The 23,473-nt window shown below is 63.4% G+C and carries 20 protein-coding genes; 8 read left to right on the forward strand and 12 right to left on the reverse strand.

What is annotated here, in order from left to right; all coding sequences use genetic code 11:
• Window positions 1–94 precede the first annotated feature (94 nt).
• From alaC to hmpA, 8 genes are all read right to left on the reverse strand, one after another.
• Window positions 95–1,303 carry an alanine transaminase gene (alaC, locus tag C6A77_RS01885; RefSeq protein ID WP_112252045.1) on the reverse strand — a complete coding sequence of 403 codons (1,209 nt, stop codon included), beginning with the start codon at window positions 1,301–1,303 and terminating at the stop codon, window positions 95–97.
• 313 nt (window positions 1,304–1,616) lie between these two features.
• Window positions 1,617–2,504: a heme o synthase gene (cyoE, locus tag C6A77_RS01890; RefSeq protein WP_114167783.1), complete on the reverse strand. Its 888-nt coding sequence runs from the start codon at window positions 2,502–2,504 to the stop codon at window positions 1,617–1,619.
• A gap of 11 nt (window positions 2,505–2,515) precedes the next feature.
• Window positions 2,516–2,848 carry a cytochrome o ubiquinol oxidase subunit IV gene (gene cyoD, locus C6A77_RS01895; RefSeq protein ID WP_003259128.1) on the reverse strand — a complete coding sequence of 111 codons (333 nt, stop codon included), beginning with the start codon at window positions 2,846–2,848 and terminating at the stop codon, window positions 2,516–2,518.
• Window positions 2,848–3,471 (reverse strand): cytochrome o ubiquinol oxidase subunit III, encoded by a 624-nt coding sequence (gene cyoC, locus C6A77_RS01900; protein ID WP_114167784.1) that lies wholly within the window; start codon window positions 3,469–3,471, stop codon window positions 2,848–2,850. Before cyoC ends, cyoD begins: the two co-directional genes overlap by 1 nt.
• A 3-nt stretch (window positions 3,472–3,474) precedes the next feature.
• Entirely contained in the window at window positions 3,475–5,493 is a 2,019-nt protein-coding gene (gene cyoB, locus C6A77_RS01905; protein ID WP_114167785.1) for a cytochrome o ubiquinol oxidase subunit I, read from the reverse strand.
• Window positions 5,494–5,496: 3 nt separating this feature from the next.
• Window positions 5,497–6,441 carry a ubiquinol oxidase subunit II gene (gene cyoA / locus C6A77_RS01910; protein ID WP_015268993.1) on the reverse strand — a complete coding sequence of 315 codons (945 nt, stop codon included), beginning with the start codon at window positions 6,439–6,441 and terminating at the stop codon, window positions 5,497–5,499.
• Between the two features lie 558 nt (window positions 6,442–6,999).
• Window positions 7,000–7,506: a disulfide bond formation protein B gene (locus tag C6A77_RS01920; protein ID WP_114167786.1), complete on the reverse strand. Its 507-nt coding sequence runs from the start codon at window positions 7,504–7,506 to the stop codon at window positions 7,000–7,002.
• Window positions 7,507–8,066: 560 nt separating this feature from the next.
• A complete protein-coding gene (gene hmpA, locus C6A77_RS01925) occupies window positions 8,067–9,245 on the reverse strand; it encodes an NO-inducible flavohemoprotein (protein WP_114167787.1) in 1,179 nt (392 codons plus the stop codon).
• A gap of 154 nt (window positions 9,246–9,399) precedes the next feature.
• Here hmpA and norR point away from each other — a divergent pair, with 154 nt between their 5' ends.
• The 7 genes from norR to C6A77_RS01960 all read left to right on the forward strand — a co-directional run bounded on the left by norR (window position 9,400) and on the right by C6A77_RS01960 (window position 16,837).
• On the forward strand, window positions 9,400–10,953 hold the full coding sequence (gene norR / locus C6A77_RS01930; protein ID WP_114167788.1) for a nitric oxide reductase transcriptional regulator NorR: 1,554 nt from the start codon (window positions 9,400–9,402) through the stop codon (window positions 10,951–10,953).
• 181 nt (window positions 10,954–11,134) lie between these two features.
• Window positions 11,135–12,034 (forward strand): chemotaxis protein, encoded by a 900-nt coding sequence (locus tag C6A77_RS01935; RefSeq protein ID WP_114167789.1) that lies wholly within the window; start codon window positions 11,135–11,137, stop codon window positions 12,032–12,034.
• Between the two features lie 85 nt (window positions 12,035–12,119).
• The gene (locus C6A77_RS01940; protein ID WP_114167790.1) at window positions 12,120–12,431 is read left to right on the forward strand and encodes a hypothetical protein; all 312 of its coding nucleotides are present in this window, start codon (window positions 12,120–12,122) and stop codon (window positions 12,429–12,431) included.
• On the forward strand, window positions 12,428–13,162 hold the full coding sequence (locus tag C6A77_RS01945) for a YkgJ family cysteine cluster protein (protein WP_114167791.1): 735 nt from the start codon (window positions 12,428–12,430) through the stop codon (window positions 13,160–13,162). The genes C6A77_RS01940 and C6A77_RS01945 overlap by 4 nt, the downstream gene beginning before the upstream one ends.
• A gap of 181 nt (window positions 13,163–13,343) precedes the next feature.
• Complete coding sequence (locus C6A77_RS01950; protein WP_114167792.1) at window positions 13,344–13,568, forward strand: hypothetical protein; 225 nt, start codon at window positions 13,344–13,346, stop codon at window positions 13,566–13,568.
• Window positions 13,569–13,773: 205 nt separating this feature from the next.
• The gene (locus C6A77_RS01955; protein ID WP_114167793.1) at window positions 13,774–15,108 is read left to right on the forward strand and encodes an OprD family porin; all 1,335 of its coding nucleotides are present in this window, start codon (window positions 13,774–13,776) and stop codon (window positions 15,106–15,108) included.
• Between the two features lie 238 nt (window positions 15,109–15,346).
• The gene (locus C6A77_RS01960) at window positions 15,347–16,837 is read left to right on the forward strand and encodes a sensor domain-containing diguanylate cyclase (protein ID WP_114167794.1); all 1,491 of its coding nucleotides are present in this window, start codon (window positions 15,347–15,349) and stop codon (window positions 16,835–16,837) included.
• On the opposite strand, the gene C6A77_RS01965 is transcribed toward C6A77_RS01960, so the two are convergent.
• Window positions 16,834–17,310 (reverse strand): PA2169 family four-helix-bundle protein, encoded by a 477-nt coding sequence (locus C6A77_RS01965; protein ID WP_114167795.1) that lies wholly within the window; start codon window positions 17,308–17,310, stop codon window positions 16,834–16,836. The genes C6A77_RS01960 and C6A77_RS01965 overlap by 4 nt on opposite strands.
• A gap of 203 nt (window positions 17,311–17,513) precedes the next feature.
• Here C6A77_RS01965 and C6A77_RS01970 point away from each other — a divergent pair, with 203 nt between their 5' ends.
• Window positions 17,514–17,735, forward strand: coding sequence for a DUF3820 family protein (locus C6A77_RS01970; protein ID WP_114167834.1), 222 nt, complete (start codon window positions 17,514–17,516; stop codon window positions 17,733–17,735).
• A gap of 121 nt (window positions 17,736–17,856) precedes the next feature.
• Here the strand turns inward: C6A77_RS01970 and C6A77_RS01975 are convergent, their stop codons facing one another.
• Genes C6A77_RS01975 through ptsP form a run of 3 tightly spaced genes read right to left on the reverse strand, consistent with a single transcriptional unit; the run spans window position 17,857 to window position 23,393 of the window.
• Window positions 17,857–19,596, reverse strand: coding sequence for a PTS fructose-like transporter subunit IIB (locus C6A77_RS01975; RefSeq protein ID WP_114167796.1), 1,740 nt, complete (start codon window positions 19,594–19,596; stop codon window positions 17,857–17,859).
• A complete protein-coding gene (gene pfkB, locus C6A77_RS01980; RefSeq protein WP_114167797.1) occupies window positions 19,593–20,540 on the reverse strand; it encodes a 1-phosphofructokinase in 948 nt (315 codons plus the stop codon). The genes C6A77_RS01975 and pfkB overlap by 4 nt, the downstream gene beginning before the upstream one ends.
• Window positions 20,541–23,393: a phosphoenolpyruvate--protein phosphotransferase gene (ptsP, locus tag C6A77_RS01985; RefSeq protein WP_114167798.1), complete on the reverse strand. Its 2,853-nt coding sequence runs from the start codon at window positions 23,391–23,393 to the stop codon at window positions 20,541–20,543.
• Window positions 23,394–23,473: the final 80 nt, after the last annotated feature.

Here is a 23,473-nt window from a genome sequence, read left to right on the forward strand (position 1 = left end):
TAATGAGTGCAGAAAAATAGGTAGATCAATCGGTGAGATGCAGGTGGAAAACTCGCCTTTGAATCAGTCGGGGCTGCTTTGCAGCCCCCATGGCTTACTTGCGGATAAGGCCGTCAGCCCGGAACATCTGCCGGATCCCGCGAATCGCCTGGCGAATACGGTCCTGGTTCTCGATCAGGGCAAAGCGCACATGGTCGTCACCATAGTCACCAAAGCCGATCCCCGGCGACACGCACACCTTGGCCTCGGCCAGCAACTTCTTGGAAAACTCCAGCGAGCCCAGGTGCGCATACTCTGGCGGGATTTTCGCCCACACATACATCGAAGCCTTGGGGTTCTCAACCATCCAGCCCAGCTCGTGCAGCCCTTTCACCAGCAGGTTGCGACGCTGGCGGTATTGCTCGGCAATGTCGCGCACGCACTGCTGGTCACCTTCCAGCGCGGCAATGGCGGCCACCTGCAGCGGGGTGAAGGTGCCGTAGTCGTGGTAGCTCTTGATCCGCGCCAGGGCGCTGACCAACTCGGGGTTGCCGACCATGAAGCCGATCCGCCAGCCGGCCATGTTGTAGCTCTTGGACAGGGTGAAGAACTCCACCGCGATGTCCTTGGCGCCTGGCACCTGCATGATCGATGGGGCCTTCCAGCCGTCGTAGACGATGTCGGCATAGGCCAGGTCATGCACCACCAACACACCATACTGCTTGGCCAGGGCCACCACGCGCTCGAAGAAATCCAGCTCTACGCACTGCGCGGTAGGGTTGGACGGGAAGCCGAGGATCATCATCTTCGGCTTGGGGATCGATTCTCGAATGGCCCGCTCGAGCTCGTTGAAGAAGTCCACTCCCGGCACCAGCGGTACCGAACGCACCTGGGCACCGGCAATCACCGCCCCGTAGATATGGATCGGGTAGCTGGGGTTGGGCACCAGCACCGTGTCGCCCTGGTCGAGGGTAGCCAGCATCAGGTGGGCCAGGCCCTCTTTCGAGCCGATGGTGACGATGGCTTCGCTTTCCGGGTCGATGTCAACCTCGTAGCGTTCCTTGTACCAGTTGGAGATAGCCCGGCGCAGGCGCGGGATACCGCGGGAGGTGGAGTAGCCGTGGGTGTCTTCACGCTGGGCGACCTGCACCAGCTTCTCGACGATGTGCGGCGGGGTGGCACCATCGGGGTTGCCCATGCTCAGGTCGATGATGTCCTCGCCACGGCGGCGGGCAGCCATCTTGAGTTCGGCGGTGATGTTGAAGACGTAAGGGGGGAGACGATCGATGCGCGCAAAGCGGCGCGGCGAACCTGGGTTGGCCATGGCTTCCTCTGAGTACGTAAGCGCCCGGAACCGTCCGAGCGACGTTGGCCGATGTGGCGGCCTGATGCAGAAGATAGTGCCGAAACGGGAATTCTGTAAAGGGTAATTTCCCGTTTTCCTAGAACTTTTCAGCTGTATTTTTTGAAAATCTGAATTTTTGTGTTTTCAGGGCCGGCCCTTTCGCGGGTAAACCCGCTCCCACAGAGACCACCCCTTGTGGGAGCGGGTTTACCCGCGAAGAGGTCGGCACAGGAATACGCCCACAAAAAACCCCGGCGCAAAGGCCGGGGTTTTGGTGAAACAGGCAGCAGTCTCAGCGTGCGTAAGTCATCAGCACATCCGCAGCAGTCTGGCTGTCCACACCCATCATCACGCTCAGGGCAGTGACGGTGAGGATGGAGAAGCCGAACACCTTGCGCGCCCACTTGCTGTCGTCCTCGGCCTTGTAGCCACCCCAGGCCATGTACAGCCAGTACAGGCCCATGGCGGCTGCCACGGCCAGGTAGCCGAGGCCTGCGTAACCGCCGAGGGTAAGCATCAGGGTCGCGAGCACGAAGGCCAGCACGTACAGCACGATCTGCTTCTTCGCCGCGAGGATGCCGCGCGCCACCGGCAGGACCGGAATGTTGGCAGCGCTGTAATCCTTGAAGCGGAAGATGGCGATGGCAAAGCTGTGCGGCATCTGCCACAGGCTGAACATCACCAGCAGGGTAACCGCAGCCAGGTCGAAGCTGTTGCTCACGGCGCAGTAGCCGATCACCGGAGGCATGGCACCCGACAGGCTGCCGACCAAGGTACCGTGCACCGATTTACGCTTCAGCCACAGGCTGTAGAAACCGACGTAGACGATGAAGCCGACCAGCGCGCAGAACGCCGCCAGCGGGTTGGCCTGGACATACAGCAGGCTGAAACCCGCCACCCCGAGCAGGGTGGCGTAGATCAGCGCGAGGGGCAGCGACATGCCGCCCTGAACCATGACGCGGTTCTTGGTGCGCTCCATCTTGTGGTCGATGTCACGGTCGATGCAGTTGTTGAACACGCATCCGGACGCGACCACCAGCGAAGTACCGATCACCACCGCCAGGAACAGGGCGAAATCCACATGGCCCTTCGAGGCAAGGAAGAAACCGCCTGCCACGGAAAGCACGTTACCGAAAATGATCCCCGGTTTGGTGATTTGGATAAAGTGCTTAACGGACATGCAGTCTTACCTCACTTGGCCAACATTTCGAAGTGGATGCTGAACATGATCCACAGCGACAGGCCGACAAGCAGAGCGATCACCAGGGTGGTGAACAGGAACGTCGAAACGTTGTTGCGCTGCTCTTTCGAGCGGTCCATGTGCAGGAAGTACACGAGGTGTACGACTACCTGGATCACGGCCATGGCAACAATGATCAGAACGGTCAGGTTCTTCGGCAGGCTTGGCGACATGGCCAGGCCGAACGGGATCGCGGTCAGGATGATCGACAGGATGAAGCCGATCATGTACGACTTGACGCTGCCGTGATTACCTTCGTGATGAGTGTCGTGTGCGTTAGCCATTACAGAACTCCCAGCAGGTAGACGACGGTGAATACGCAGATCCAGACCACGTCGAGGAAGTGCCAGAACAGGCTCAGGCAGCTCATGCGGGTCTTGGCGGTCGGCGTGATGCCGTGCTTGTTGATCTGGTACATCATGATTGCCATCCAGATCAAACCGGCGGTCACGTGCAGACCGTGGGTACCTACCAGGGCGAAGAAGCCCGACAGGAAGCCACTGCGGTTCGGGCCGTAGCCTTCGGCGATCAGGTGATGGAATTCATAGATTTCCATCGCGATGAAGCCTGCACCGAACAGGAAGGTCACAGCCAACCAGCCCAGCACGCCAGCTTTGTTGCCCGCGAACATCTTCAGCATGGCGAAGCCGAAGGTGATCGAGGACAGCAGCAGGAACAGCGTTTCAACAGCTACGAAATCGAGCTGGAAGATGTCATGACCCGACGGGCCGCCGGCAAAACTGCCGGACAGCACCGCGTAGGTGGCGAAGAGCGACGCAAACAGGATGCAGTCGGTCATCAGGTACAGCCAGAAACCGAGTACGGTCATCTGGCCCGAGTCGTGGTGGTGGTCGTCATGCCCATGGTCGTGACCATGAGCAGCACCGTGCATTACTTGACTGGACATTGATTACACCCGCTCAAACGATTCGACACGTGCGCCGGCAGGCAGAGCACCTGCTTTGGCCAGCGCTTTCATGCGCTCGCCTTCGATGCGCGCCACTTCTTCGGCCGGAACCATGTAGCCCTGGTCGTCACGCGCAGCGTGGCGAACGAAGACAGCGATGGTTGCAACCAGGCTCGCGCCAACCAGCCACCAGATGTGCCAGATGAAGGCGAAGCCGAAGACGGTCAGGAACAGGCCCATGAACAAACCGGTAGAGGTGTTGCTCGGCATGTGGATCGCTTCGTACTTGGCCGCAGGCTTGTAGGCAACACCGGCTTCTTTGGCTTCGTGCCAGGCGTCCAGGCCAACCTTCTCAGGCATGTGGGCGAAGTTGTAGAACGGAGGTGGCGACGAAGTCGACCATTCCAGGGTACGGCCGCCCCATGGGTCGCCGGTCACGTCCAGGTTCTGGTTGCGGTCGCGAACCGATACGTACAGCTGGATCAGCTGGCAGGCGATACCGAACAGGATCAGCACAGCGCCGACAACGGCTACGTACAGGTAGGGTTCCCACAGTGGGTTGTCGGAGTGGTTCAGACGACGGGTCATGCCCATGAAGCCCAGGGCGTACAGCGGCATGAACGCCACGTAGAAGCCCGAGATCCAGAACCAGAAGGCAGCCTTGCCCCACTTCTCGTTCAGGGTGAAACCGAAGGCTTTCGGGAACCAGTAGGCGAAGCCGGCGATGTAGCCGAATACCGCACCACCGATGATCACGTTGTGGAAGTGAGCAATCACGAACAGGCTGTTGTGCAGCACGAAGTCAGCACCTGGAACAGCCAGCAGAACGCCAGTCATGCCACCGATGGAGAAGGTGATCATGAAGCCCAGGGTCCACATGATCGGCGCGGTGAAGCGCAGACGGCCCTGGTAGATGGTGAACAGCCAGTTGAACAGCTTCACACCGGTCGGGATGGAGATCAGCATCGTCGCCAGGCCGAAGAAGGTGTTGACGCTGGCGCCGGCACCCATGGTGAAGAAGTGGTGCAGCCATACGGCGAAGCCCAGCACGGCGATGGCGCCCGATGCGTAAATCATCGAGTGGTGGCCGAACAGACGCTTGCCGGAGAAGGTCGAGGTAACTTCCGAGAACACACCGAAGGCCGGCAGGATCAGGATGTACACCTCAGGGTGACCCCACGCCCAGAACAGGTTGACGTACATCATCGGGTTCCCACCAAGCTCGTTGGTGAAGATGTGGAAGTCCAGATAACGGTCAACAGTCAGCAGCGCGAGTGCAGCGGTCAGGATCGGGAAAGAAGCCACGATCAGCACGTTGGCCCAGGTGCAGGTCCAGGTGAAGATCGGCATGTCCATCAGCTTCATGCCAGGTGCGCGCATCTTCATCACGGTGACGAGGAAGTTCACGCCGGTCAGCGTCGTACCCAGTCCGGATAGCTGTAGCGCCCAGATGTAGTAGTCGACACCCACCCCAGGGCTGTACTGAATGCCCGCGAGCGGCGGATAGGCAACCCAGCCGGTCTTGGCGAATTCACCAACGCCCAGCGAGATGTTGACCAGCAGCACGCCTGCCAGCAGCAGGTAGAAGCTCAGGGAGTTCAGGAACGGGAACGCAACGTCACGTGCACCGATCTGCAGAGGAACCGCCAGGTTCATCAAGCCGGTGAAGAACGGCATCGCCATGAAGATGATCATGATCACACCGTGAGCGGTGAAGATCTGGTCATAGTGTTCAGGCGGCAGGTAGCCTTCGGAGCCACCGGTAGCGGCAGCCAGCTGGGTACGCATCATGATGGCGTCGGCAAAGCCGCGCAGCAGCATGACCATCGCGACGATGATGTACATCACGCCGATCTTTTTGTGGTCAACCGTAGTCAGCCACTCGCTCCACAAGTAGGTCCACTTGCGGAAATAGGTGATAAGACCGACGACAGCGATACCACCGAGCGCAATCATGGCAAGTGTCACCATGACTATCGGCTCGTGATAGGGTATCGCCTCCAGGCTTAGTTTACCGAACATCTCTTACTCCTCTGCACCGGCAGCTGGTTGCATACTCGATTCCACACCCTTGGTAGTGGCCAGATCTTTGCTGCCTGCTTCTTCGTGGCTCGGACGACCGCGGTTCATGCCTTCGTACTTGTCGACGATCAGCTGGAACTGGTCAGGCGAAGCCTCGCTATACAGCGCGACCGGGTTGTTTTCGCTTGGTTTGGCCAAGGCGTCGTATTCGGCCTTGTCCAGCTTCTTCGGCGACTGCTTGACCTCGGCGACCCACTTGTCGAAGTCTTCCTGAGAGGTGGCAGTAGCCTTGAATTTCATGCCGGTGAAGCCAGCACCGCTGTAGTTGGCGCTGATACCGTCGAATTCGCCGTTTTCGTTGGCGATCAGGTGCAGCTTGGTGGTCATGCCGGCCATGGCGTAGATCTGGCCGCCCAGGCCCGGGATGAAGAACGAGTTCATCACGGCATCGGAAGTGACGCGGAAGTTGACCGGGGTGTTAGCCGGGAAGACGATCTTGTTGACCGTGGCAATGCCCTGCTCCGGGTAGATGAACAGCCATTTCCAGTCCAGCGCGACCACGTCGATCTGCACAGGCTTCACATCGGAATCCAGTGGACGGTACGGGTCCAGCTTGTGGGTGGAGTGGTAGGTGAAGTAGCCCAGGGCGATGATGATCAGGATCGGGATGATCCACACCGCGGCTTCGATCTTGGTCGAATGCGACCAGTCGGGGGTGTAGGTGGCAGCCTTGTTGGAAGCACGGTACTTCCAGGCGAAAACCACGGTCATGATAATGACGGGAATCACCACCAGCAGCATCAGGCCGGTAGCGATCAGGATCAGGTTCTTTTGCTCAATGCCGACCTGACCTTTCGGGTCGAGCAGGGTCCAGTTGCACCCACTGAGTAAAAGCATGCCTAAAAAGGGCAATATGCCAAACAGTCTGGGGTAACGCTTTTTACTCATCTCACGACCTCTAGATCAGCTTGCTTCAATGCAATTTGTGTTTTGGTAGCCAACACTTCGTCCTGCCAAGTGCGGCAATTCGCGCCCGTACTCGCTCCTGCCCGGGTCCGGCTGCAGGACCTTGGCGTCAAAGCGTGTTAGCGGTGCTTATGGTTTCGTAGGCAACAGGCCTGTACTTCAGACCAAGTCCATTTGGTGCGGAAAACGCGGAGGGGGGTCCGCCCGGTATCGCCGTTTGGCGAAACTTGACGAAGTCAGCAAAAAGGAGCGCTGGGGCTTCCTTCAATCCTGCGACTCGCAAGCAGTGCCGAACGGAAATTGGGGGCGATTGTAGATAGGTCGCCAACCCTTGACTATGACTTATTGAGCAACAGTCTTTTACCGAATCCGTAACAATACTGCTCAAAAATTCAACTTCGCGACAGTTTGTCGCACCCCGCTTGCTAGCCCTCAAAGCCGCATTCTGCAAGGCCTGTGGATTGATCTGGATCAAGCGGGGAGCAAATTTTCGCTCTTCTCACGGGGCGTAAAAGAGCCTATGCCGTTCGGGACTTTTGTCTAAGCCTGGCGTCGGTTGCGGTAGATACCGAGCGGAACCAGCACGGCGGTCAGAACAAACGCCACCAGCGCCCACTGCGCCAGCGACAGGCCGAGGATCGGCGGGTACGGCGTGCTGCAGAAGCCGTCGACCTGGAACACCAGCGGCCACAGCTTGGCCAGCGGCAGATCGTCGACGATGGGCTGCAGGGTATCGATGCCGCAACTGACCATGGGGCTGGCGAGTATATACACATGGTTGCCGGCCGCAACGATTCCGCCGATGGCGCTGAGCACCACCAGTGCCTCGAAGAAGGTCAGGCTGCGGCGCCCGGGCATCGCTGCGGCGATGAAGGCGAACAGGGCGATGAACAGCAGCGCGTAACGCTGCAGGATGCACAACGGGCATGGCGCCTCGCCCAGGACGATCTGCATGTACAGCGCGCCGCCGATCAGCGAGATGCAGATCAGGCCCAACAGCACCAGAAAGCGCCGTTCCCGATTCAGGCGCGAAGTTTGTTCGTTCATTACCGGTTCCTTCGATGGATAGTGGCAGCGTGGTCCGCCTGCCTGGGCGCAAGTCTACACGCTGGGCAAGGCCTTTGAGCGTGTCGAGGCGGCGGCGTGATAGCGCTGCGCAGGGCTATCCGGTGTGGCTGAGACCGGCCGCGCCGGCGTCGGTTCAACGCCGGGCGGCAAAAAAGCGGCTGCCCGGGTGCCGCGCAGGGGCAAGCCCCTCGACACCCGGGAGTGAAGGATACCGTGATTAAAGGACGATTAACGATGAAAGCTGCGCTGACGCTTTCATCTCTCCTTTATATATAGGCACAAAGGCGAGGTGCGACCCAGCCGCTGGCAAGCCAGCCCCCAGGCAACGCATGCGATCGACCGTTTCGTTCTCGATTACCCACGGGCGGGAGCAGTGCTGCGAGGGAGCTGGCTTGCCAGCGGCTGGGATGAAATTTCATGAACCTGCGCCGGCCCTTTCGCGGGTAAACCCGCTCCCACAGAGATCGCACAGGTCTCAGGCGCTGTGGGCTACCTGTGGGAGCGGGTTCACCCGCGAAAGGGCCAGTGCAGGCGCTACATCACTCCAGGGCCGCCGCCGGCCCGAAGAACTCGTAACGGCTCTGCTGCTCCGGCACACCCAGGCCCTTCAACTGGCGCTTGACCGTCGCCATGAAGCCCTTGGGCCCGAGGAAGTAGGCATCCACGTCACGCTCCTGCGGCAGCCACTCGGCCAGCAGGTCTTCGCTCAGCAGGCCCACGGCATCGGCAGATGCGCCACCTTCCGGCTCGGCATAGCAGTAGAAGCGCTTGAGTTGTGGATGACGCGCGGCCAGGCCGTCGATCCAGTCACGGAAGGCATGCACCGCACCGTTACGCGCGCAGTGAATGAAATGCACCTCGCGCTGGGTTTGCAGTGCCGCCTGGAGCATCGCCAGGGTCGGGGTAATGCCCACGCCACCGCTGATCAGCACCAGCGGCTTGTCGCTGGCCGCCAGGGTGAAATCGCCCGCTGGCGGGAACAGCTGCAAGGTGTCGCCCACCGCCAGTACGTCGTGCAGGTAGTTGGAAACCTTGCCGCCCGCCTCGCGCTTGACGCTGATGCGGTATTCCTTGCCGTCGCACAGTGCCGACAGGGAGTAATTGCGACGCTGCTCGGCACCGTCGATGTCCAGCTTCAGGCCGATGTACTGGCCCGGTTCGGCCTTGAGGACCGGCTTGCCATCCACCGGGGCAAAGTAGAACGAAACGATCTCGCTGCTTTCCTGCTCGCGGCGTACCAGGCGGAATTCGCGGGTACCACGCCAGCCGCCTGCGGCTTCTTCTTTCTGCTTGTAGAGGTTTTCTTCAGCGCCGATCAGGATATCGGCCAGCTGACCATACGCCGCGCCCCAGGCATCGATCACTGCAGGGGTGGCGATTTCCTTGCCCAGCACTTCTTCGATGGCACGCAGCAGGCAGCTGCCGACGATCGGGTAGTGCTCCGGCAGAATCTGCAAGGCAACATGCTTGTTGATGATCTGTCCGACCAGGCCGCCAAGCTGCTCCAGCTGGTCGATGTGGCGGGCATACATCAGCACCCCGTTGGCCAAGGCGCGCGGCTGGTCGCCGCTGGCCTGGTGGGCCTGGTTGAACAGCGGGCGCACTTGCGGGTATTCGCTGAGCATCATCTTGTAGAAGTGCGTGGTCAGCGCTTCGCCGCCGCTTTCCAGCAGGGGCACAGTGGCCTTGATGATTGCACGTTGTTCGGCATTGAGCATTGCAACAACTCCTGAGCCTGTGGCTTCGAATGACTGCCCTGGCTATTACAGCAATCGTGCCAACTTTTATCCCCAGCAAATCCGGGGGCTTGACCCCGGTCATGTCAAAACGACCCACCCCGGCGTATAGTCATATCGACCTATCGGAGTCCATATGACCACAACACCGCTGCTCACCACCCTGCTGCCCCTGGTCAGCGACCTCTCCCGCGACCTGCCCGATCAGGAACGCTACCGCCGCTTGCTGCAGGCCATGCGAGGGCTGCTGCCCTGCGATGCCGCCGCGCTGCTGCGCCTGGACGGCGAGTGGCTGGTGCCGCTGGCGGTGGATGGCCTGAGCCCCGACACCCTCGGCCGGCGCTTCCGGGTCAGCGAACATCCACGCTTCCAGATCCTGCTCAGCAGCCCGGAACCGACCCGCTTCGCCAGCGATTCCGGGCTACCCGACCCTTACGACGGCCTGGTCAATGCCGCCGATGTCAACCTGGAAGTGCACGACTGCATGGGTTGCCCGTTGATGGTCGATGAACGCCCCTGGGGCCTGGTCACCCTCGATGCGCTCACCCCCGGGCAGTTCCAGAGCCTGGAGCTGGGCGCCCTGCAGGCCTTCGCCAGCCTGGCGGCCGCCACCGTCACCGTGGCCGAACGCATCGAGCACCTGGCCCTGCGCGCCGAAGACGAACACCGTCGCGCGGAAATCTACCGCCAGGCCAGCGGCCAGGATAAAGAGCTGATTGGCCAAAGCCCGGCGCACAAGCGCCTGGTGGAGGAAATCCGCCTGGTCGGCGGCAGCGACCTGACCGTGCTGATCACCGGCGAGACTGGCGTCGGCAAGGAACTGGTAGCCCAGGCCCTGCACCAGGCCAGCAACCGCGCCGACAAACCGCTGGTCAGCCTCAACTGTGCCGCGCTGCCCGACACCCTGGTCGAAAGCGAGCTGTTCGGCCATGTGCGCGGGGCCTTCACCGGCGCCCATGGCGAGCGCCGCGGCAAGTTCGAGCTGGCCAATGGCGGCACGCTGTTCCTCGATGAGGTCGGTGAACTGCCGCTGACGGTGCAGGCCAAGCTGCTGCGGGTGCTGCAGAGCGGCCAGTTGCAGCGCCTGGGCTCGGACCGCGAGCACCGGGTGGATGTGCGCCTGATTGCCGCGACCAACCGCGACCTGGCGGCAGAAGTGCGCGCGGGCAACTTCCGCGCCGACTTCTATCACCGCCTCAGCGTGTACCCGCTGCACGTACCGCCGCTGCGCGAACGTGGGCGTGATGTGCTGCTATTGGCGGGCTACTTCCTCGAACAGAACCGTTCGCGCCTCGGCCTGAACAGCCTGCGCCTGAGCAGCGAAGCGCAGAACGCCCTACTGGCCTACGACTGGCCAGGCAACGTGCGTGAACTGGAACACCTGATCGGCCGCTCGGCGCTCAAGGCGCTGGGCCAGCACCCCAACCGGCCACGCATCCTTACCCTGGAAGCCATCGACCTCGACCTGCGGGTAACGGCAGCGCCCGGCGCCCCGGCCTCCCCTGCCGTGCCCGTGCCGGTGGCGCCGATGCCCGAGGGCGGCCTGCGCGAAGCCGTCGACGTCTACCAGCGCCAGGTGATCGAAGCTTGCCTGCAACGCCACCAGGATAATTGGGCAGCCGCGGCCCGGGAGCTGGGGCTGGACCGCGCCAACCTCAGCCGCCTGGCCCGTCGGCTGGGGCTGCGCTGATTGAAACCAGTGTGGTACCTGTGGGAGCGGCTTTAGCCGCGAAGAATCCAACGCGGTGCATGGCACCGGCTGCGCCGGTGTTCGCGGCTAAAGCCGCTCCCACAGGGGCGGTGCAAAATGACTAAAGCCAAGCCCGAACAGGCCGATAACCGGTTATCCCCTGTTCCCCACGAAGGTCACCATGGCCACGCAAAATGCCCGCGCGGACTCGCTGTCGCTGCTGCTGTTCACCCTGCGCAGCGGCAAGTTGATGGCAATCAACCTGCTCAAGGTCAGCGAGATCATCCCCTGCCCGCCGCTGACCAAGCTGCCCGAGTCGCACCCCCATGTGAAAGGCGTGGCGACCCTGCGTGGCAACTCGCTGTCGGTCATCGACCTGTCCCGTGCCATCGGCGAACGGCCGCTGGCCGACCCGGACGGCGGCTGCCTGATCGTCACCGAGATCAGCCGCTCACGCCAGGGCCTGCATGTGCAGGCGGTCAGCCGCATCGTGCACTGCCTGAGCACCGACATCAAACCGCCGCCCTACGCCTCGGGCAGCCGCTCGTTCATCACCGGCGTGACCCGGGTCGACAACACCCTGGTGCAAGTGCTGGACATCGAAAAAGTCATCCATGCCATCGCACCGCCGTTGCCCGAACCGCCTCAGCGCAGCGTGAGCGAGGAAGACGCGAGCCTGCTGGCCGCCGCCAACATCCTGGTGGTGGACGACAGCCAGGTAGCCCTGCAGCAGTCGGTGCACACCCTGCGCAACCTTGGCGTCGAATGCCACACCGCGCGCAGCGCCAAGGACGCCATCAACGTGTTGCTGGAGCTGCAAGGCACCGCGCAGGAAATCAACGTGATCGTCTCCGACATCGAAATGAGCGAAATGGACGGCTACGCCTTCACCCGCACGCTGCGCGAAACCCCGGACTTCAAGCACCTGTACGTGCTGCTGCACACCTCGCTGGACAGCGCCATGAGCAGCGAGAAGGCACGCCAGGCCGGGGCCAATGCCATCCTCACCAAGTTCTCCTCGCCGGAACTGACCGATTGCCTGGTGGTGGCAGCGCGTACCGTGGTATTCGCCGAACCCTGATATATTCGGCGACACTCCCCGGCTTGCCGCCGGGGTCGAGTCGGGCATAATTCGCGCCCTCGCAAGCCACTTGCCGGAATCGCGTATGAAGTTTCTCAGCTCCCTTCTGATCAGCTGCGCCCTCGTCAGCGGTGTAGCCCAGGCCTCCAGCAGCCAGGCCTGGAACGAGCAGCGCCAGCAGATGCTCAAGGCCTGCCTGGCCGCCAGCCAGTTCAAAGACCCCCACGCCCGCAGCAAGCCCGCCGAGTTCGATGACCAGGTCGGCATGAGCGCCTTGCTGATCGAAGGCGTCTACCCGCAAAAGCACATGCAGCAGCGCAGTGGCACCAAGTTGTGCCTGTACGACCGCCGGCAGCAGCGGGCCTTCGTCAGCGAATGGAACCCGGAGGCCAAGTGAGCGGCAGCTTGCGTTTCGGCTGTACGGGCTGCGGCAAGTGCTGCACCGGCCACCACGTACCGTTGACCCTGGCCGAAACACGCCAATGGGCAGACGACGGCGGCCAGGTGGTGGTGCTGATCGAAGCCTTCGTGACCGATGGCCCGGGCATGCCGGCAGACCAGCGCGAACATGTGTTGCGTCGCTCGTATCCAGTGCCCTGCGGCAGCGGCGAGGTACGGGTGTCGGTGACGTTTGCCGCGTTCAACCCCGGGCGCTGTCGCAACCTCGACGACAACGACCTGTGCACCATCTATGACCAGCGCCCGCTGGTCTGCCGCATCTACCCGGTGGAAATCAACCCGCATATCCCGCTGCGCCCGGGCAACAAAGACTGCCCGCCGCAAGCCTGGCAGCAGGGGCCGGAGCTGATTCACGGCACGCAACTGGTCGATGCCGGGCTGCAGGCGCTGGTACACGCCTCGCGCCAGGCCGACCGCGACGACATCGCCGCCAAGGTGGCGGTGTGCCAGGCGCTGGGCATGACTACCAGCGCGCTCAAGGGCAATGGCTTTACCGCCTACCTGCCGAATATGGAAGCGTTCGCGGCAGCCCTGGCCCAGGTGCCGGGCGACAACGGCGCCGCGTGGGCGCTGCATGTGGAGGATGAAGCACTGGCAGCGAGCTTGCACGACCATGGGCTGCTCACTACCCGCGAGCCTCCGGTTTATTACGCTTTCATCGGCTTCTGACTTTTCGTGGGTGCAGCCGCTCTAGGCTGCGCCTCTGCGGCGAAAGTCCCATTGCCCTGGTCAATGACCATTACTTTTTACGCAACAGTGCTTATCGCGCTTCGCTCTGTTTCAAGTGCATTGAAAGGACTAACTTTACCCCGTCCTCACTCACACTTGCAGCGCAAGAAGGTAGTTACAAATGTCCAACAGTATGGGTATTGCCAGCGTCTTCGTCCTGTCTTCCCTGTTGTTGTCGCCACTGGTCATGGCCGAAGAATCCCCGGCTTTCGTCACCCGTAATGCCGAGTTCGCCGCCGTCCACCAGGAGGCCCGCGAAACCGTGGCCGCACAGCGGACCGAAACCGTAAAAGACGCCAACCAGACAGCGTCCAAGGTTTCTGCCGATGTTAACGCCGACAGCTGATCAAGCGCTGTCACTGCTGCCGTTTTCCCTTGGCTACGCCATGGGCACCGCCGGTGCCGATATGTTAGCCTTTTCAAGCCGCTGCCGATCAGCGGCTTTTTTTATGTGCTTTAACTATCAGCCCCGCTGTAACGTCCCTCTATAAAAAAGACGCACATTCAAAAATAACAACTGCCCCACCGTCAGACCAAAGGAGCTAGAACCGGTGCCTTCTGCGTTTCGTTTTACCCCGCTGTTCATTGCGTTGACTGCAACGATCCCTGCCGCCGCCCAGGCCGATGAAGACAAGGCTGATGGCTTCATCGAAGGCTCGTCCTTCAACCTGCATTTTCGTAATGCCTATTTCAACCGCGATAACCTCAACGCCGGCGTGCGCGACACCCGCGAGTGGGGCCAGGGCGCGGTCGCGCGCTTCGAATCGGGTTATACCCCCGGGGTGGTCGGCTTTGGCCTGGACGCCCATGCCATGCTCGGCCTGAAGCTCGATGGCGGTGGTGGCCATGCCGGCACCAGCATCCTGCCGCAGCACATCAAGGACGATGGCGAACTGGGCGCTGCCCCGCATTCGTTCTCCACCGCCGGTGCCGCGGTCAAGCTCAAGGCGTTCGACACCGAGCTGAAAGCCGGTGACCTGTTCCTGACCAACCCGGTGATCGCCGGTGGCGAAAGCCGCATGCTGCCGCAGACCTTCCGCGGCGTGAGCCTGACCAACAGCAGCATCGACGGCCTGCTGCTCGAAGCCGGCCAGGTCAGCTTCACCAAGCCGTACAACCAGAGCGGTCACCGCCGCATCGACACCTACTACGGCTCGCTGGACGAGCACGACAAGAGCGAGCACCTGAACTGGGCCGGCGCGTCGTGGAGCGGTACGCCGAACATCACCGCCAACCTGTATGCGGCCGAGCTGAAGGATATCTGGAACCAGTACTACGCCGACTTCGATTACACCTACGTGGTCAATGACCTGGTCAGCCTCAACCCGGGCGTGCACTTCTATCACACCCAGGACACCGGCCAGGCCCTGCTGGGCAAGATCGACAACAATACCTACAGCGTGCATTTCACGGTCAACGCCGGGTTCCACAGCGTTACCGCCGCGTACCAGCGGGTCAATGGCAACACGCCGTTCGATTACATCAACCTGGGCGACAGCATCTACCTGGACAACTCGCGCATGTACTCGGACTTCAACGCGCCGAACGAGCGCTCATGGAAGCTGCAGTACGGCTATGACTTCGCCGGTATGGGTATCGCTGGCCTGAGCACGGTGCTGTCGTATTCGCGGGGTGAAGCGGACCTGACCAAAGCCAGCCAGGACACCAGCCACTACGACTACTACCGCGCCGATGGCAAGAACGCCATGCACTGGGAACGCGACCTGGATGTGAAATACGTATTCCAGCAAGGCGACCTCAAGGACCTGTCGGTGCTGGTGCGCTATGCCAGCCACCGTGGCAGCCAGGGCTATGCCTCGATCGACAGCAACAGCGATAACGACGAACTGCGGGTGATCGTCGATTACCCACTGAACGTGTTCTGATTCTGGTTTCCATGCAGCACACCTGACCCCTGTGGGAGCGGGCGAGCCCGCGAACACCGGCGAAGCCGGTGCCAGACACCGCGTTGGCTTCTTCGCGGGTGAACCCGCTCCCACAGGCTCGCATCAGCCCAAGTCGAAAACTCGCCATACCGCGATTCCGTCGGACAGATGTTGTCCGACAATCCCCGCTTCCATAGAATGTCGCCGCCGCAATGGCCCTGCCCACGCAGTAGCGAGCATGACCACCCGATCCCCGCGTTTCGCACTTCACAGGTCACACCCCGAGCTGATCCTCAACCTGGGCAGTTGCCTTGCCGTGCTCGCCATCGTGACCATCGTCAGTTACCTGCTCGCCCGCGAGCGTGACAGTGTCGAGCTGTCGGCCATTCGCTCGTCCAATAACATCGTCGAGCTGATCGAAAGCGACATCCTGCGCAACGTCGAACTCTACGACCAGTCTCTGCAAGGCTTGATCTGGGCGGTCGGGCGCAAGGAGCTGACGCAGATCCCCGGCCCGCTGCGCCAACGCCTGCTGTTCAACGAAGCCTTCGTCGACCGCAAGCGGGGCGATGTGCTGTGGCTGGACAAGCATGGCGATGTGGTGGGCGATTCCACCAGCAGCGTGCCACGCAAGGCCAACTTCGCCGACACCGGGGTATTCCAGGCCCACCAGCGCGATGCCAACCTGGGCTTGCTGGTAGGCCCGCCGTTCAAGGCCAGGCTCGGCGGCCTCGACTGGTGCATCAGTTTCAGCCGGCGCATCTCCGGCGCCAATGGCGAGTTTGCGGGGCTGGCCGCAGGTGCGCTGCGGCTGTCGTACTTCAGCGACCTGTTCCGGCGCCTGGACATCGGCGACGACAGCAGCATCAGCCTGTTCAACACCGACGGGCAACTGCTCGCCCGCCAGCCATCACGGCCGCAGGATCCGCTTATCGGCTCCAATTTCGCCAAGCATGCCAACTTCAAGCGCATCCTCGGGGAACACAGTGGCAGTTTCACCGCCCGCTCCAGCCACAGCGCAAAGCTGCGCATGTATACCTTTTCGCGGGTTGCACAGCTGCCGCTGATCGTCCTGGTGGCGCACTCCGCCGACGAGGTGTTCCAGTCCTGGCGCCGCACGGCGATCCTGGTCAGTGTTGCCACCGGCGTATTGTGCGTGGGCATTCTCTGGCTGACCTTGCTGCTGGGCCGGGAACTACGCCGCAGGCAAGAAGCCGAACAAGGCCTGGAAACTTTGGCCGCCACCGACAGCCTGACCGGCCTGGCCAACCGCCGCCGCCTGGATCAGGTTTTGCGTCAGGAGTGGGCGCGCGCGCAACGCAACCGCAAGCCGTTGGCGGTACTGATGGTGGATGTGGACCATTTCAAGGCGTTCAATCAGCGTCACGGCCACGCCGGTGGCGACCATGCGCTGCGCGAAGTGGCCAAGACCATCGAGGCGTGCATCCGCCGCCCCGCAGACCTGGCGGCACGTTATGGTGGGGAGGAATTTCAGGTGGTGTTGCCGGAAACCGACCTGGCTGGTGCGCAGCTGCTGGCTGAACGCATCCGTGCCAGTGTCGAGGCACTGGCGCCGTTTGCCGATGATGCCCACTCGGTCACGGTGAGCATCGGCATCGGCCTGTCCGGCACCCAGCACGATCTGGCGACGGTGCTGGGTGCTGCGGACGAAGCGCTCTACCGGGCCAAGGCCAAGGGCCGCAACCGGGTAGAGGGGCCGGAAGCTTAAGAGCGGGCGCTGGCGGCGTTGCGCAGGGCCTTGACCTGGTCATGGTTGCGCTGCACGCCTTGCAGCTGTTTTTCCACCAGGGCGTAGGTCTGGTCGCTGGCAGTGCGACCCAGTTTCACCAGCTTCTCGCGGGCTTCCTTGTAGGCCTTGAGGGCGTGGTCCTCGCCGCGCTCCACTTCGTTCAGCACCGCTTCTTCGTCCTTGCCGGTGACCATTGCTTTAAGGTTGACCCAGCCACGGTGCAGGTCGCCGCTGATGCTGGTGGAGGTTTCCGGGTCACCACCCAGGCGGCGCACTTCGCTCTGCAGCTCGCCGGCAGCATTGGCACATTCGCCGGCACGCTGAACGAAGAAAGCTTTCAGTTCGGGGTTCTTAACATCATCGGCCGAGGCTTTGAAGCCTTTCTCGCCATCCTTGCTGTACTCGATCAGGTCGTTGAGCACGTCGATTACATCTTTGTTGGGATTGCTCATGGTACGAACTCCTTGGCAGGTGATAGTCATCTGTAAGGGAGCAGCGTTCGTGCCAAGCCTGGCAATTTTGTAATGTTGTTATTTTTCAATGATTTAGCATCGCTAAAGCGAAGCCTGATAACGGCGTTCTGCATGATTGCCGCTTGGGCCTTCGTGCAGATTGCAGTATGGTCGGCGCTTTTCCACAGCCAGGTGCGCCGATGATGAAGCCGGAAACCCTCGAACTGCTGGTGACCCGCAGCATGCCGTTCGGCAAGTACCAAGGGCGAATCATTGCCGACCTGCCGGGGGATTACCTGGCATGGTTCGCGCGCAAGGGCTTCCCACCGGGGGAACTGGGTGGCTTGCTGGCCTTGATGCACGAAATCGATCACAACGGTTTGGGCGAGCTGCTGGTGCCGTTGCGGCAGAAGCACAGGCGTTGACCTGTTGCGGCCCTTTCGCGGGTAAACCCGCTCCCACAGAGACCACACCGGCCTGATGCCGGTGCAGTACCTGTGGGAGCGGGTTCACCCGCGAAGAGGCCAATGAGGCCAACTGAAATCTCTAACCCTTCACCGGCGCCACCGCCAACTCCACCCGCTCGCTCTTCTTGATCAGCGCATACACCACCGCCGTCAGCAAGCTGCCCGCCACGATCGCCAGCAAGTACAGCAGCGCGTGGTTGATCGCATTGGGGATCAGCAGCACGAACAGGCCGCCATGCGGCGCCATCAGCTTGCAGCCGAAATACATCGACAAGGCCCCGGTCAGCGCACCACCGGCCACGCTGGCCGGGATCACCCGCAGCGGGTCCTTGGCGGCAAACGGGATGGCCCCTTCGGAGATGAAGCACAGCCCCAGGGCCAGCGCCGCCTTGCCCGCCTCGCGCTCGCTCTGGGCGAACTTGCGCCGGGCCAGGAAGCTGGCGATACCCAGGCCAATCGGCGGCACCATGCCGGCGGCCATGGTCGCTGCCATCGGTGCATAGCTGGACGAGGCCAGCAGCCCCACCGAGAAGGCATAAGCGGCCTTGTTGATCGGCCCGCCGAGGTCGACGCACATCATGCCGCCGAGCAACAGCCCGAGCAGGATGGCGTTGGTGGTGCCCATGCTGTCGAGGAACTGCGTGAGGCCTTCGAGCATCGCCGCCACCGGCTGGCCAACCACGTAGATCATCACCAGGCCGGTAAACAGGCTGGCCAGCAGCGGAATGATCAGAATCGGCTTGAGCGCTTCCAGGCTGCTGGGCAGGCGCGCCCAGCGGGCAATGGCCTTGGCGCTGTAACCGGCGAGGAAGCCCGCGACGATACCACCGATGAAACCGGCGCCCAGGGTGCTGGCCAGCAGCCCGCCGATCATGCCCGGTGCAAGCCCCGGGCGGTCAGCGATGGACCAGGCGATGTAGCCCGCCAGTAACGGCACCATCAGCTTGAACGCCGCTTCGCCGCCAATCTGCATCAACGCGGCCGGCAAGCTGCCCGGTTCCTTGTAGGCTTCGATGCCGAAAACGAACGACAGGGCAATCAGCAGGCCCCCGGCCACCACCATCGGCAGCATGAACGAAACACCGGTGAGCAGGTGCTTGTATACCCCGCTCTTCTCGGCCTTTGCCGGCGTAGCCGCAGCGGCATCATCGCTGGCGTTCTCCACTTTGCCTTCGGCCAGCGCCTTGTCCAGGGTGGCATGGGCCTGTTTGAGGGCGATACCGGTGCCGCAACGGTAGATCCGCTTGCCGGCGAAACGCGCAGTGGGCACTTCGATGTCGGCGGCCAGCAGCACCACATCGGCCGCTGCGATGGCTTCGGCAGACAACGGGTTGCGCGCGCCGACCGAACCCTGGGTCTCGACGGTCAGCTGGTAGCCCAGTTGTTGCGCGGCCTGCTGCAAAGCCTCTGCCGCCATGAAGGTGTGCGCGACACCCGTCGGGCAGGCAGTTACCGCAACGATGCGTACGCCAGCACTGTCGGCCTCGACCGGGCTGTCTGGCACGCTGGCCAGCAACCGGGCGTTGGCCGCCGCTTCATCGAGAAAGCCTTCGCGGTCGGCCAAGGCCTGGGACGGCGTGCTCTGGTACACGCGCTTGCCGACGAAGCGGGCCAGGTCCACCGGGCCGGTGCTGACCACCAGCACCCAGTCGGCCTCGGCGATCTGCGCGGCGCTCAGTTGCCGCTCGGGGTGCTCGGCATCCTGCACTTCGACGCTGGTGCTCCAGCCGCGGCGCTGGGCAGCGGCAGACAGCAGGCGCGCGCTCAGCACGCTGGACACCTGGCCGTTGGGGCAGGCGGTGACAATGGCAATGTTCATCGGCAACCCTCTTGTTGTTCTGTCAGTTGCACGGCGGCTTGCAGACGTGCCAGTTGCTCGCGGTCACGAATGCCGAATCCTACCTGGGTAACCGCCTGGGCGGCGATCGCGGTGGCCCGGGCCAAGGTCTGCGCAGGCGCTTCGCCTTGCAGCAGGCCATGAACCATGCCGGCCACCAGCGAATCCCCCGCCCCCACCGTACTGGCGACCCGCACCTTGGGCGGGCAGGCGTGCAGGGCCAGGTCGCGGGCGAACCAGCTGACGCCCTGCTCACCCGCCGACACCACCACGTGTTCGATGCCACTGGCCAGCAGGCGCTCGGCAGCGGCGCGCTGTTGCGCCGGGTTATCCACCGCGTGGCCAAGCACCTCGCCCAGCTCTTCGGTATTGGGTTTGACCAGCCAGGGCGCGCTTTGCAGCCCGGCACGCAGGGCGTCGCCGCTGCTGTCCAGGGCCACCTTGAGGCCATGCGCCTTCAGCTGTTCGAGCAACGCGCGGAACCACTCGGCACTGATGCCGCGCGGCAAGCTGCCCGCCACCACCACGGCATCGTGCCCCGGGGCGACCTGCTCCAGGCGGCGCAGCAAGGCGCTGCGTGCCGCCTCGTCGACCTGCGGGCCCTGGCCATTGATGTCGGTGACGCGGCCATCGGCCTCGACCAGCTTGAGGTTGCTGCGGGTTTCGCCCGGCACACGGACAAAGCAGTCGGCAAAGCCGCGCCCGGCAATCAGCGCCTCGAACGGCTGCAGGTTATCGCACCCAAGGAAGCCGCCCACCGTGACGCTGTGGCCAAGGTCGGCCAGGACCTGGGCGACGTTCAGGCCCTTGCCGGCGGCGTGGCTGTGCTGCGCCTGGCTGCGGTTGACCTGCCCCGGGCGCAGGGTATCCAGGCCGATGGTGATATCCAGCGCCGGGTTCAGGGTAAGGGTGAGGATCTTGGCCATTCAGTAACGCTCCACCAGCGCACGAACCGCTGCGGCGCTGTCCTGTTGCAGGGCCTCGCGCGCCAGGGCGCGGGCCGTCTGGTGATCGGCCTGGCGGACCAGGGCCTTGACTTCAGCAATGCTGCGCGCGGCGACGCTCAGTTCGTCCACATCCAGGCCCAGCAGCACGGCCACCGCCTGCGGGTCGGCCGCCAGTTCGCCGCACACGCCCACCCACTTGCCATGGGCATGAGCGGCGCGCACGGTCATGTCGATCAGGTTGAGCACCGCCGGGTGCAGGCCGTCGGCCTGGGCCGACAGGCTGGGGTGGCCACGGTCGATGGCCAGGGTGTATTGGGTCAGGTCGTTGGTGCCGATGCTGAAGAAATCCACTTCGCGCGCCAGTTGCGGCGCCAGCAATGCCGCCGAGGGCACCTCGACCATGATGCCCAGTTGCAAGTCGGCGACCGGGATTTCGCCACGCAGGCGCTCGACCATGGCGCGGGCCTCGCGCCATTCGTGCACCTGCCCGACCATCGGGAACATGATCCGCAGCGGGCGTTGGTCGGCGGCCCGCAGCAAGGCACGCAGCTGGTCTTCCATCACCTGTGGGCGTTGCAGGGTCAGGCGCACACCGCGCACGCCGAGGAACGGGTTTTCTTCGGCAGCGATCGGCCAGTACGGCAGCGGCTTGTCGCCGCCGACATCCAGGGTGCGCACCACCAGCGGGCGCCCGTCGAGGCCGTCGAGCACGCGGCGGTACTCGGCTTCCTGGGTGGCCACATCCGGGGCTTGGGGGTGGGCCATGAAAATCAGTTCGGTACGCAGCAGGCCGACGCCTTCGGCGCCCTGCTCGACCACTTTGCCGATGCCGTTGCTATCACCGATGTTGGCGCACACTTCCACGGCGTGCCCATCGCGGGTGACCGCCGGCTCGAAGCGCTTGGCCCAGGCGGCCTGCAAGCGCTGCTCGCGCAGGTCGCGCTCAGCCAGGGCGCGTTGCAGTTCATCTGCCGGCGGCGCCACGCTGACCACACCGCGCTGGCCATCGAGCAGCAGCGGTGTGCCACTGGCCAACAGCAGTATCGACGCCCCCGCGCCCACCACTGCCGGGATGCCCAAGGCACGCGCGACAATCGCGCTGTGGGCGGTAGCGCCGCCCTGGGCGGTGACGATACCGGCGACGCGGCTCGGGTCCAGCCGGGCGACATCGGACGGGCCGACTTCGCGCATCACCAGCACGTAGGGTTGCTCGGGTTCCACCTGGGCCTGCACGCCACACAGTTGCGCGAGCACGCGGCGGCCGATGTCCCGCAGGTCGGCGGCGCGTTCAGCGAGCAAGGCATCGTGCAGCGACTCCTGCTGGCGCGCGGCTGTCTCGATCACTGCCATCCAGGCCGCCGCAGCGCTTTCGCCCTGGCCCAGGCGCTGCTCGACATCGTCGCTCAGGGCCGGGTCGGCGAGCATCTCCTGGTGGGTGACGAAGATTTCGCCAATGGCCTTGTCGCTGCGCTGGATCAAGGCCTGCAGCTCGCCATCAACGATCGCCAGGGCTTCACGCAGCTTCTGCCGCTCGTGGGCGGACGACTCGCCGCGCAGCGGGTAGTCGAAGTCGCGCTCGACACACACATGCGCAGGGCCACTGGCAATACCGGGTGCAGCCCCCACGCCCTGGACGCGGCTACCGGCCTGCGGGGCTTGCAGCACCTCGGCGACGGCGCTGGCGACCGGCGCGGCACTTTGCGGCAGCGGCTCCACGTCTTCGCCCAGGCCTTGTTCGATGGCCGCCAGCAGCACCGGCAAGGCATCGGCGGCGATGCCTGGCTCAGCCACCAGTTCCAGAGCCTGACCACGGCGGGCGCCGAGGCTGAGCAGCTTGCTCAGGCTCTTCACCGAGACCGCCGGCTGCGCGCTGTCGACCAGGCGCACGCGGATTTCGCCGTCGAAACCTTTGGCCAGTTGTGCCAGTACCTTGGCCGGGCGGGCATGCAAACCATGCGGGTTGGCCAACACCACGCGCACGCTGGGCCAGTCCGCCGGGGCCTCACCGCCCAGCACTTCCAGTACCGCGCGGCTGCTGGTGGCCTGGTAGAGCATCTGCCCGCGGCCTTCGATCAGCACTTCGCACAGGCGCTCGAGCAAGGCCTGATGGGCCGCTCCGAGGCTGGCCAGGCAGAACAGGCCATTGAGCGGCTGGTCGCGATAACGCAGCGGCTGCTGCGGGGTAATGAAGGCCAGGCCGGGCTGACGCACGTGGCGCTCGCTGTGCAGCCACCACAGGCCCTCGCCCAGCGGCAGAGGCTCGGCCTGCTGCAACACGGCGGCAAAACTGCTGTCGACGCAGTCGGCGCGCTGCAACAGGCGCGCACCACGCCAGGCCAGTTCGGCGAAGTCTTCGGCCGGCAGGTTCAGACCGACCAGTTGCGCATCCAGCGCCAGTTCCTGTGGCGCCCCTTGCAGCAGCTTCAGCAGCGCCTCGGCGGAGCCGGCACGGCGCAGTGCTTCGGCCAGGTCGGTCTCGCCCAGGGCGCGGGTCAGCAATTGCAGCAGGCGCAGGTGCTCGTCGGAACGGGCGGCGATGCCGATGGCCAGGTACACCCGCTGGCCATCGCCCCAGTCCACGCCCTCGGGAAACTGCAGCAGGCGCACGCCGGTGGCGTACACCAGGTCACGGGTCTGCGGCGTGCCATGCGGAATGGCAATGCCTTGCCCGAGGAAGGTGGAGCCTTGTGCCTCGCGGTCCTGCAGCCCTTGCAGGTATCCGTCGGCAACCAGGCCGTCAGCCACCAGCCGCTCGGCCAGCAGGCGCAATGCCTCGGCTTTGTCGGCGGCCTTCTGGCCCATGGCTATCTGCTCCTTGGCGAGCTCGAGCATGACCTTCTCCTTTTGCAGTTCCCGGTCGGGTACTGGAGTATTGTTGTGAAATTCACCTGAACGGCCAGTTCAACAGCCTT

The sequence above is a fragment of the Pseudomonas sp. AFG_SD02_1510_Pfu_092 genome, from assembly GCF_003331055.1.
Lineage (GTDB): Bacteria > Pseudomonadota > Gammaproteobacteria > Pseudomonadales > Pseudomonadaceae > Aquipseudomonas.

What these genes read in the sequence shown, in the direction of transcription:
- C6A77_RS01935 (WP_114167789.1), top strand. Translation starts at nt 11,135, where the DNA reads ATGGCCACGCAAAATGCCCGCGCGGACTCGCTGTCGCTGCTGCTGTTC.
- hmpA (WP_114167787.1), bottom strand. Translation starts at nt 9,245, where the DNA reads ATGCTCAATGCCGAACAACGTGCAATCATCAAGGCCACTGTGCCCCTG.
- C6A77_RS01965 (WP_114167795.1), bottom strand. Translation starts at nt 17,310, where the DNA reads ATGAGCAATCCCAACAAAGATGTAATCGACGTGCTCAACGACCTGATC.
- norR (WP_114167788.1), top strand. Translation starts at nt 9,400, where the DNA reads ATGACCACAACACCGCTGCTCACCACCCTGCTGCCCCTGGTCAGCGAC.
- ptsP (WP_114167798.1), bottom strand. Translation starts at nt 23,393, where the DNA reads ATGCTCGAGCTCGCCAAGGAGCAGATAGCCATGGGCCAGAAGGCCGCC.
- cyoB (WP_114167785.1), bottom strand. Translation starts at nt 5,493, where the DNA reads ATGTTCGGTAAACTAAGCCTGGAGGCGATACCCTATCACGAGCCGATA.
- cyoC (WP_114167784.1), bottom strand. Translation starts at nt 3,471, where the DNA reads ATGTCCAGTCAAGTAATGCACGGTGCTGCTCATGGTCACGACCATGGG.
- alaC (WP_112252045.1), bottom strand. Translation starts at nt 1,303, where the DNA reads ATGGCCAACCCAGGTTCGCCGCGCCGCTTTGCGCGCATCGATCGTCTC.
- C6A77_RS01920 (WP_114167786.1), bottom strand. Translation starts at nt 7,506, where the DNA reads ATGAACGAACAAACTTCGCGCCTGAATCGGGAACGGCGCTTTCTGGTG.
- C6A77_RS01975 (WP_114167796.1), bottom strand. Translation starts at nt 19,596, where the DNA reads ATGAACATTGCCATTGTCACCGCCTGCCCCAACGGCCAGGTGTCCAGC.
- pfkB (WP_114167797.1), bottom strand. Translation starts at nt 20,540, where the DNA reads ATGGCCAAGATCCTCACCCTTACCCTGAACCCGGCGCTGGATATCACC.
- C6A77_RS01960 (WP_114167794.1), top strand. Translation starts at nt 15,347, where the DNA reads ATGACCACCCGATCCCCGCGTTTCGCACTTCACAGGTCACACCCCGAG.
- C6A77_RS01940 (WP_114167790.1), top strand. Translation starts at nt 12,120, where the DNA reads ATGAAGTTTCTCAGCTCCCTTCTGATCAGCTGCGCCCTCGTCAGCGGT.
- C6A77_RS01950 (WP_114167792.1), top strand. Translation starts at nt 13,344, where the DNA reads ATGTCCAACAGTATGGGTATTGCCAGCGTCTTCGTCCTGTCTTCCCTG.
- cyoA (WP_015268993.1), bottom strand. Translation starts at nt 6,441, where the DNA reads ATGAGTAAAAAGCGTTACCCCAGACTGTTTGGCATATTGCCCTTTTTA.
- cyoE (WP_114167783.1), bottom strand. Translation starts at nt 2,504, where the DNA reads ATGTCCGTTAAGCACTTTATCCAAATCACCAAACCGGGGATCATTTTC.
- C6A77_RS01970 (WP_114167834.1), top strand. Translation starts at nt 17,514, where the DNA reads ATGAAGCCGGAAACCCTCGAACTGCTGGTGACCCGCAGCATGCCGTTC.
- cyoD (WP_003259128.1), bottom strand. Translation starts at nt 2,848, where the DNA reads ATGGCTAACGCACACGACACTCATCACGAAGGTAATCACGGCAGCGTC.